Consider the following 9,379-nt stretch of genomic DNA (forward strand, 5'->3'; position numbering starts at 1 on the left):
CTGATCGTCAGGCGGCGATCAGCGAGGCCAGCAGTCCGGTGGCGTCGATCCCGTGCGGCAGGTCGCTGACCTGTCCGTCCCCGACCTCGACCACACGCCAGCCGGAGCCGTCGGCCCGGCTGGCGAGGTCGGTGGTGACGAAGCGGCAGCCGAGCATCCGGACCAGGGGGCGGACGCCGGTGAGGTCGGGTTCGACATCGTGGTGGGGTGCGTCGGGGTGCGGCCCGACCAGGACGGGTTCGCCGTCCAGCCACCACACCCGCGCTTCCATGGCCCGCCCGCTCCCACGGCCCGAACGGTCATCCGACCCTCCGCCCGATCCTTCCCCCGAGTCGTCGCCCGAGCTGCCGCCCGGCCCGTCGGCCGGCCGCTCGAACTCCTCGTACCGCCGCAGTACCACCCCGCCGGTCAGGAACTCGCCCTGGAGCTCGACGAACCGCGCCACCACCCGCCCGACGCTCGCCAGATCGGCCAACTCGGGGATGTAGCAGGCCTCGTGCCACTCGTGCTTGCGCGACTTCACGTAGTCCTTGACGATCGCCGGCCCGCTCCCGCCGAGCCGGGCCACGGCGGCCGCCAGCTCTTCCGGCCCGGGCACCGCGGAAGCGGCGGTGGGGATCCACGTGCTGGGCGGAGTCGCCCCCTCGAACACGTCGTACCAGCCCGGCAGTTCGTGTGCCGTCGCATAGCCGGCGGGGCTGGTCAGCAGGGCGCAGCCGCGCGCGGCGAGCGCGGTGGCGAAACCGGCGTAGCGGGCGGACGGAAGCATCCAGCCCCGGTACCAGAGCGGACCCCGGTCCTGCGGCACCCGCCGGACCGCCTGCTCGGCGTGCCCGGCGTGCCCGGCGAGCAGCGCGTCGTGGTCGACCAGGTGGTGCTCGCCGCCCAACTCCCGCAGCAGCCTGGCCTCCCAGGCGAAGTGCGGGTCGGGCCGGCGCGGGTTGAGCGGGTCGGCGGGGAAGAGGATCGCGGGTACGGGCATGGCCGTCAGGGTAAGGCCCGGGCGGGGCGGCGTCGGCGGCTTTCGGCGCGTCAAACCCGCTCGACGGCCCGGCCGGGTGCTGGGAGAGTGATCCGATGCGAAATCTGCTGAGACTCCGTACACGTGTCCCCCGGCAGGCGGCTCGCACGGTGGTCCTGGACGAGGACGGCTCGGTCTTCCTGCTCCGTTCGGACAACGACGAGGTCGGCGTCCACTGGACCATGCCGGGCGGCGGGCTGGAACCCGGCGAGACCCCGTGGACCGGCGCCCGGCGCGAACTCTGGGAGGAGACGGGCTGGAGCGACCTCGAACCGGGCCCGCTGCTCTGCACCTGGGAACACGACTTCACCTGGCACGGCACCCCGGTCCGTCAGCACGAGCACATCTACCTCACGGGCGGACCGCACCGCGGCCCGGTCGGTGACGTCAGCGCGGTGCACGCCGAGGACCGGATCCTCGACTGGCGCTGGTGGACCCCGGCCGACCTGGCGGACGAGCACGCCGACGCGCTCTGGCCGCCCCGGCTGCCGGAGCTGCTGGCCGCCGTCCGCGAGGGCTGGGCCGTCGATGGGCGCCCCCCGGTACCCGTCGACCTCGGCTTCATCCCGAACGCCCCGGCCACCCGCTGACGGCCACCCGCTGACCGTTCCCCGACGCACGGCCGACCGCGATCTCCTGACCGCCGTCTCCTGACCGTCACCTGCGGGCCCCAAAAGCGCGCTGCTACGGCCACACGCTGCTACAAGCGCACGCCCCTACGGGCGCCCGCCGCGTCGCGCCCGCCCGCCCGGGCCGGATTCCCAACCGTGCAGGTCCAGCTCCCGGTCGTGCAGCGCGCAGGGGTTCATCAGCACGGTCAGCTGCGCGTCGGCCAACTGCTCGAAGGCGAGCCCGGTGGCGGACAGCAGCTGCTCGGTCGGCACCGAGACGGCGATGGCGGCGCGCCAGGAGGGCAGCACGATCAGGCTGGTGCCGCGGCCGATCCGGACCGGTTCCGCCGTCACCCGGACCGGCGCCCGCTCCTCCGGGCGGCCGACGGCCTCGGACTGGTTCGGGCTGCCGCCGATCAGGATGCCGAGTGGTGTTTCGGCCCATGCCGCCTCGGGGGCGGCGGCCGACGGAGCCGTCACCGCCCCGGTGCCTCCGATGAGTTCACCTGAACCGGGTGCGGCTGCCGCCCAGACCCCGGCCGGGAGAGCGGCGGAGGTCACGGGTGTCGTAGGTGCTGTCCCGATCGGTTCGGTCGCGGCCGTCTCCCGTGCGGCCGCCCCCTGCCCGGTCGCGTCGGCCTGCGGGTGCATCCGGCGCAGCCGGCGCGAGGGCGCGGGGCGCCGGGAGCCGGCGGCCCGGAGTTCCTCGCGCGCCGCGCGCAGCACGGGCACGGCCCGGTCGCCCTCGGGCGTGACGGCCGGCCGGCCGAACCTGCCGGCCCCGGTCCCGGTCCGCCCGCCCACGGCCTCGGCGCCGCCACCCGGAACGTCTCCACGGTGCTCAACATCCGCGCCGCCCGCGCCGCCTTCACGGACCTCGCCGTCCTCGCAGTCCCCGTCCTCGGCGCTCTCGCCCAGCAGCGCCCGGACTTCCGTAGCCGATCGCCGGCACGCGGCCGCCAGGTCGGCGACCGAGCGGCCTTGGGCGCGGGCGGCCCGCAACCGGTCGGCGAGCGCCGCCCGCAGCCGCGAGGTGGTCGGATCGTCCGCAGCCGCCTCGCCCCCCGCCGCCGCGAGTCCGCCGTCCCCCGCGACGTCCTCCCGTCCGCGTGGCTGCGGCACCGAGTCGTGGCGTGAGCCGCCGGCCTGGCGCGGCCCGCCGGCGGTGCCGGACGGGGCGGCGCCCGGAGTGCCGGCCGGGCCGGTCTCGGCGGCCGTCGTGATGGAGCAGCGTGCGGCGTGCGGGGGCGCGGATCCGGCGCTGTCCCCGGGCGGGCCGGGCAGGGACGGGTCGGTTGCGGCGGGGTGGAGCGAGGTCATCGGCACGGGCCCTTCGGCGGACGGTCCGGATGATCCTCCCGCACCGCGCGACCAGCTCCAAGCATCAATTCCGGGGGTGTGCGCGAGACCACTGCCCGCCCCTACACCCCGTGTCGGCTCAAGTGCCGGGCGCGACGAAGCCCTTGAGGTCGGCGAGCACCGCGTTGGCCGCCATGACGCCGAGCCCGAGGAACCAGGTCTCGTCCGAAACCGGCCGGGCCTGACCGGACTTGACCGCGCCGAGGGTCTTCCAGAGCGCGCCGCCGAGCACCGCGTCCTGGTTGGTGGAGCTGGGGCTGCCGTACACGCCGTAGAAGATCCAGTCGGCGTCGGCCTTGTCGATCTGTTCCGGGCTGACCTCCACCGCGAGTTCCTTGACCTGTTCGATCTTGGGCTGCGGCAGCGGGATGTCGGTGAGGATGGTGCCGATGAAGGACAGCTCGGCGTACAGCCGGGTCCGGCCGGGCATGAAGCGCAGCGGCGTGATGGTGGGCCGCTTGTCGCCGAGCTTGGCGCCGATCGCGGTGGCGGCCGCCTGGTACGCGTCGAGCTGGGTCTTGGCCTCGGCCTCCAGGCCGAACGGGCTGGCGTTGAGCTGGAAGTTCTGCTTCCAGGGGTAGCCGGGGCGCAGCGAGAAGACGGTCGGCGCGATCTTGGACAGCTGCGCGTACTGGTCCTGGGCGCGCAGCTGGCTGCCGAGGATCAGGTCGGGCTTGAGCGCGGCGATGGCCTCCAGGTTGAGGCTGTTGATGGTGCCGACGTTGGCCGGGTTGCCGGCCTTGTCCTTGAGGTAGGACGGCAGGGACTTGGAGCCGTCGGTGTAGACGATGCCGACCGGCTGGATGCCGAGTGCGACGACGTTGTCGAGTTCGCCGGTGTCCAGCACCACGACCCGGGTGGGCTTGGCGGGGATGACGGTCTCGCCCATGGCGTGCTTGACGGTGCGCGGGTAGACGCCGGGGGCGGCGTCGGTGCCGAAGCCCTTCATCTTCTCGATCACGGTGGCGTAGTCGTCGCCGCCCTGCTTGACCGACTTCTGGTCGGGCGATGCGCCGCCGGCGCCGGGGGTCGCGCCGCCCGAGCCGCCGTTGCCGCCCGAGCCGCCGGAGCTGCCGCAGGCGGTGAGCAGTCCGCCGAGGCCGAGGGCCGCCCCACCGGCGATCCCGGCGGAGAGGAACCTGCGGCGGGAGGGGGTGCGGGGGACGAGGACCAGGTCGTCGGGGTGGGGGGCCACGCGACGCTCCTTCGAATCGAGGTTAGGTGAGGCAAACCTATCCGAAGCACTCGAGGGGGGCGTAGTGGCCCGTCCGAGCCGAGGGTGAACCATCTCAAACCTTGACATAAGGGAGAAATTCTCTTGACCCTGATCCTTTGAAACCAAGGTACACCGCTTAACGCGCCGTTAATGCTGCACCTTGACGGCCTTCGCCGAGAACGAATCGAAGCAAGTGGTTTAGATCACCAAGGGTTGGTCTACTCAACCTTCCATGCTCGCGCCTAGGGTGCGCTGGTGTTTGATCAGCAGCTCTCAGAGCACGGAAGCAGCGGCCGGGCAATGGCGCCCGACGCTCCGCAGGGTGCCCCGGTCAGTGGCATCAGTGGTGGAGTCCCCGACCAGGGGACAGCTGGGGGAGCGGGGGACAAGGGTCTACGGGGCAACTCGGTGGGCCTGCTGGGCAGTGTGGTCCTGGGCGTTTCCACGGTCGCCCCGGTCTACTGCCTGACCGCGACACTCGGGCCGACCGTCACCGCGGTCGGCGTCCAGATGCCCGCCGTGTTCCTGGCCGGCTTCCTGCCGATGCTGCTCGTCGCGTTCGCCTACAAGGAGCTGAACAAGGACTTCCCGGACTGCGGCACGTCCTTCACCTGGACGGTCAAGGCCTTCGGCCCCCGGGTCGGCTGGATGGCCGGCTGGGGCCTGACCGTCGCGACCATCATCGTGCTGTCCAACCTGGCCGGGGTCGCGACCGACTTCCTCTACCTGATGCTCGGCGAGATGACCGGCAGGAGCTGGGTCGCCGAACTCGACCAGAACCAGGCCGTCCACCTGCTCACCGTCGTCCTGCTGATCGCCGGCGCCACCGCGATGAGCTACCGGGGGATGACCGCCACCAAGTGGTTCCAGTACAGCCTGGTCGGCCTCCAACTCGCCGTGCTGGTGCTCTTCTCGGCCATCGCCATCGGCAAGGCCGCCGCCGGCGACCTGCCCGACTCGATCGGCTTCTCGTTCTCCTGGCTCAACCCGCTCCAGGTCAGCTCCTTCAGCGCCTTCACCGCCGGCCTGTCGCTGTCGATCTTCATGTACTGGGGCTGGGACACCTGCCTCACCATGAACGAGGAGACCCTCGGCAGCACCAAGACCCCCGGCCGCGCCGCGATGGTCTCCATGGTCACCCTGGTCGGCTCGTACCTGCTGGTCGCGATCTCCGCCCAGATGTTCGCGGGCGTCGGCTCCACCGGCTCCGGCCTCAGCAACCCGGAGACCTCCGACAACGTCTTCGCCGCGCTCGCCCGCCCGGTCCTCGGCTCGCCGTGGAGCGTCCTGCTCTTCCTGGCCGTCGTCGCCAGCGCCGCCGCCAGCCTCCAGACCACCTTCATCCCGGTGGCCCGCACCCTGCTCGCGATGAGCGCCTACCGCGCCGTGCCGCCGCGTTTCGGCGCCGTCCACCCGCGCTTCCGCACCCCCGGGTACGCCACCGTCGCGGCCGGCATCGCCACCGCCGTCTTCTACGTCGGCATGAGCCTGATCAGCGAGAACGTCGTCCAGGACACCATCCTGGCGCTCGGCCTGATGATCTGCTTCTACTACGCGCTGACCGCGTTCGCCTGCGTCTGGTACTTCCGCCGCTCGCTGCGCACCGGCCCCCGCGACCTGTTCCTCAAGGGCATCGCCCCGCTGCTCGGCGGCGTGCTGCTGAGCGGGGTCTTCCTGCAGACCCTCACCGACGCCTGGAGCCCGGACTACGGCAGCGGCGCCGTCTTCGGCATCGGCTCGGTGTTCGTCATCGGCGTCGGCATCCTGCTGCTCGGCGCCGTCCTGATGACCTGCTACGGGCTGGCCCGGCCGGAGTTCTTCCGCGGCGAGACGCTGCGCAAGGACACCCCCGCGCTGGTCGTCGAGGACTGAGAGGACCGGGAGGACCGGGAGGACCGGGAGGACCGGGAGCGCCGAAAACCGACCACGCCGCCGGGCATCGACGCTATCCTCGACCGCATGAAGCTTTACGCGGGCCAGTGCTGGTGGCCGTCCTGAGGGACGGCCACCCCACCCGCTCGACCAGGGCCGTCCGGAATGGACGGCCCTTTCGCGTTTCCCACGGAACGGGCCCCCGCCCCGGACGGCCGCCACCACCGCCGTACCGAGGAGAAACCCGATGACCACCGTGACGACCGCGACCAACGCGACGACCCCGACGACCTCGACGACCCCGTCCGTGGCCACCACCGCCACCTTCACCGCCGACCCGGCCGGCCACCGCGTCCTCACCGGGGACCGCCCCACCGGACCGCTGCACCTCGGCCACTACTTCGGCACCCTGCACAACCGCGTCCAGCTCCAGAACCAGGGCGTCGAGATGTTCGTCGTGATCGCCGACTACCAGGTCATCACCGACCGGGACATCGCCGACCGGCTCGCCGAGCACACCGAGAACCTCGTCCTCGACTACCTCGCGGCCGGCCTCGACCCCGACCGCGCCACGATCTTCGCGCACAGCGCCGTCCCCGCCCTCAACCAGCTGCTGCTGCCCTTCCTCAGCCTGGTCAGCGTCGCCGAACTGAACCGCAACCCCACCGTCAAGGACGAGATCGCGCACTCCCGCCAGTCCGCCGTCAACGGGCTGATGTTCACCTACCCCGCCCACCAGGCCGCCGACATCCTCTTCTGCAAGGCGAACCTCGTCCCGGTCGGCCAGGACCAACTGCCCCACCTCGAAGTCGCCCGCACCATCGCCCGCCGCTTCAACGAGCGCTACCCGCACGCCGACGGCGGCGCCGTCTTCCCCACCCCCCGCGCACTGCTCTCCGACGCCCCGCTGCTGCTCGGCACCGACGGCGGCAAGATGAGCAAGAGCCGGGGCAACTCCGTCCCCCTCGGCGCCACCGAGGACGAGACCGCCCGGATCATCCGCGGCGCCAGGACCGATGCCGACCGCCGGATCGACTACGACCCGGCCAACCGGCCCGAGGTCTCCAGCCTCGTCCTGCTCGCCGCGCTCTGCCAGGACCGCGCACCCGAGGAGATCGCCGAGGAACTCGGCGACGGCGGGGCCGCCGCGCTCAAGCGCACCGTCACCGACTCCGTCAACGAGTACCTCCGCCCCCTGCGCGCCCGCCGTGCCGAACTCGCCGCCGACCGAGGCCACCTGCGCCAGGTCCTGCGCGACGGGGCCGAACGCGCCAACGCCGTCGCCGACGCCACCCTCGACGAGGTCAGGAAGGTGATGGGGGCGATCTGAAGAACCGCCCCGCACCGTCGGGGCACCTCCGGCGCACCTTCGGCCCGAAGACGTCGGCTCGCGGACATCGGCCCGTCGAAACGGGGGCATATCGTCACCGGGCGGCCTCGACCACACCGAGGCCGCCCGTACCCGGCCTCCCCCGAAAGGCGTCCCGGCCCATGGACCAGCACCCGACCACGTCCGGCCAGGGTCTGACCCGCCCGCCGCACCTGCGCCCCGGCGACCACATCGCCGTCGTCGCCCCCAGCGGCCCGATCGACTCCCAGCGACTCACCGACGGCTGCGCGATCCTCCGCTCCTGGGGCCTGCGAGTCACCGTCGCCCCGCACGTCCTCGACGCCCACCCCACCCTCGGCTACCTCGCCGGCACCGACGCCGACCGCGCCGCCGACCTTCAGTCCGCCTGGCTCGACCCCACCGTCGACGCCGTCATCTGCGCCCGCGGCGGCTACGGCGTCCACCGCATGGTCGACCTGCTCGACTGGGACGCCATGCGCGCCGCCCCGCCCAAGCCGTTCATCGGCTTCAGCGACGTCTCCTCCCTCCAGGAGGCCTTCGCCCAGCGGCTCGGCATCGCCACCCTCTACGGGCCGATGAGCGCGGCCGGCTCCTTCATCGCCGACCGACCGACCGCCGAGCACCTGCGCCGCACCCTCTTCGAGCCCACGGCCACCACCGTGCTCACCTCACCGACCGCCACCGCCCTCGTCCCCGGCCGCGCCAGGGGCGTCACCGCGGGCGGCTGTCTCCACGTCCTCGCGGCCGAGCGCGGCACGCCCGCCGCCCGGCCCTCCTACGCCGGCGGCATCCTGATCCTGGAGGACGTCCACGAGCACCCGTACCAGCTCGATCGGCTCCTCACCCAGTTCCTGCGCTCCGGCGCGTTCGACGGGGTCGCCGGCATCGCGCTCGGCTCCTGGGACGGCTGCGGACGGCTCGACCGCGTCCGGGACGTCATGCTCGACCGCCTCGGCCCGCTCGGCATACCCGTCATCTGGGAACTCGGCTTCGGCCACTGCCCCTCCACCCTGACCGTCCCGCTCGGCGTCCCCGCCGTCCTCGACGCCGACGCCGGCACCCTCACCCTGGAAGTGCCCGCCCTCGCCGAGCGGTGAGGCCCGGGCCGGCGGTGAGTAGGGTGCGGCCATGAACGAGGACCGCCTCACCGCCCTCGCCCTCGGCTTCCTCCGGGGCCCGGGCAGCAACGCCCGTACGATCCTCGGACTTGCCGGCCCGCCCGCCGCCGGCAAGTCCACCCTGGCCCGGCACCTGGTCGCCGAGATCGAACGCGCCGAAGGCCCCGGCAGCGCCGCGTACGTCCCGCTCGACGGCTTCCACCTGTCCGCCGCCCAGCTGGACCGCCTCGCCCTGACCCACCGCAAGGGCGCCCCCGCCACGTTCGACGCCCACGGGTACGTCGCCCTGCTGCGCCGCATCGCCGCCGACCGCTTCCAGGACATCTACGTCCCCGACTTCGACCGCATCCTCGACGAACCGGTCGCCGCCCGCCACGTCGTCCGCCCGCACACCCGCCTCGTCATCACCGAGGGCAACTACCTCGCCTCCACCGACACCCCGTGGCCGGAGGCCCGCCGCCTGCTGCGCGAACTCTGGTACGTGGACACCGACGACGCCCTCCGCGAGGAGCGCCTGCTCCGCCGCCACCGCGACGGCGGCCGCGACGAGGCCACCGCCCGCCACTGGGTGACCGGCAACGACCACCCCAACGGCGAGTACGTGAAAGCCGGCCGCGCCCTCTGCACCCGGACCGTCCCCGGCAGCGGCTTGCCCGTGACGCCGGCCAGGGGTAGTGTTCTCTAGTCGCTCGGCAGGAAGCACCGGACACGCATCGGCGCGGACGGTCCCGGGGCGGCCAATCCTTTTGAAACACCATTTCCTGGTTCGGGCTGGGTCGCGTCTTGTCGCGGCTTGGTTCTTATTCGGCGTGTTCGTTTTATTGGATTGCG

8 protein-coding genes are annotated in these 9,379 nt (G+C 72.7%); 5 read left to right on the plus strand and 3 right to left on the minus strand.

The features are described from left to right. Nucleotides 1-7 precede the first annotated feature (7 nt). Nucleotides 8-982 carry an ATP-grasp domain-containing protein gene (locus ACFWPT_RS30510; protein ID WP_380485673.1) on the minus strand — a complete coding sequence of 325 codons (975 nt, stop codon included), beginning with the start codon at nucleotides 980-982 and terminating at the stop codon, nucleotides 8-10. 95 nt (nucleotides 983-1,077) lie between these two features. Between ACFWPT_RS30510 and ACFWPT_RS30515 the strand changes: the two genes are divergently transcribed. Continuing rightward, nucleotides 1,078-1,611, plus strand: coding sequence for an NUDIX hydrolase (locus ACFWPT_RS30515; protein ID WP_063349308.1), 534 nt, complete (start codon nucleotides 1,078-1,080; stop codon nucleotides 1,609-1,611). Nucleotides 1,612-1,737: 126 nt separating this feature from the next. Here ACFWPT_RS30515 and ACFWPT_RS30520 read toward each other — a convergent pair whose 3' ends face one another. Both ACFWPT_RS30520 and ACFWPT_RS30525 read right to left on the minus strand, forming a co-directional pair. After that, nucleotides 1,738-2,952, minus strand: coding sequence for a hypothetical protein (locus tag ACFWPT_RS30520; protein ID WP_380485676.1), 1,215 nt, complete (start codon nucleotides 2,950-2,952; stop codon nucleotides 1,738-1,740). Nucleotides 2,953-3,070: 118 nt separating this feature from the next. Next, on the minus strand, nucleotides 3,071-4,186 hold the full coding sequence (locus ACFWPT_RS30525; RefSeq protein ID WP_380485678.1) for an ABC transporter substrate-binding protein: 1,116 nt from the start codon (nucleotides 4,184-4,186) through the stop codon (nucleotides 3,071-3,073). A 321-nt stretch (nucleotides 4,187-4,507) separates the two neighbouring features. On the opposite strand from ACFWPT_RS30525, the gene ACFWPT_RS30530 reads away from it, so the two are divergent. The 4 genes from ACFWPT_RS30530 (at nucleotide 4,508) to ACFWPT_RS30545 (ending at nucleotide 9,233) form a co-directional block, all read left to right on the plus strand. After that, nucleotides 4,508-6,079 (plus strand): APC family permease, encoded by a 1,572-nt coding sequence (locus tag ACFWPT_RS30530; protein WP_063349310.1) that lies wholly within the window; start codon nucleotides 4,508-4,510, stop codon nucleotides 6,077-6,079. Nucleotides 6,080-6,326: 247 nt separating this feature from the next. After that, entirely contained in the window at nucleotides 6,327-7,409 is a 1,083-nt protein-coding gene (trpS, locus tag ACFWPT_RS30535; RefSeq protein WP_380485680.1) for a tryptophan--tRNA ligase, read from the plus strand. A gap of 161 nt (nucleotides 7,410-7,570) precedes the next feature. Beyond that, nucleotides 7,571-8,527 carry an LD-carboxypeptidase gene (locus ACFWPT_RS30540; protein ID WP_380485683.1) on the plus strand — a complete coding sequence of 319 codons (957 nt, stop codon included), beginning with the start codon at nucleotides 7,571-7,573 and terminating at the stop codon, nucleotides 8,525-8,527. Nucleotides 8,528-8,558: 31 nt separating this feature from the next. After that, nucleotides 8,559-9,233, plus strand: coding sequence for a nucleoside/nucleotide kinase family protein (locus ACFWPT_RS30545; protein WP_380378837.1), 675 nt, complete (start codon nucleotides 8,559-8,561; stop codon nucleotides 9,231-9,233). Nucleotides 9,234-9,379 lie beyond the last annotated feature (146 nt).

This window comes from Kitasatospora sp. NPDC058478, assembly GCF_042720345.1.
GTDB lineage: Bacteria > Actinomycetota > Actinomycetes > Streptomycetales > Streptomycetaceae > Kitasatospora.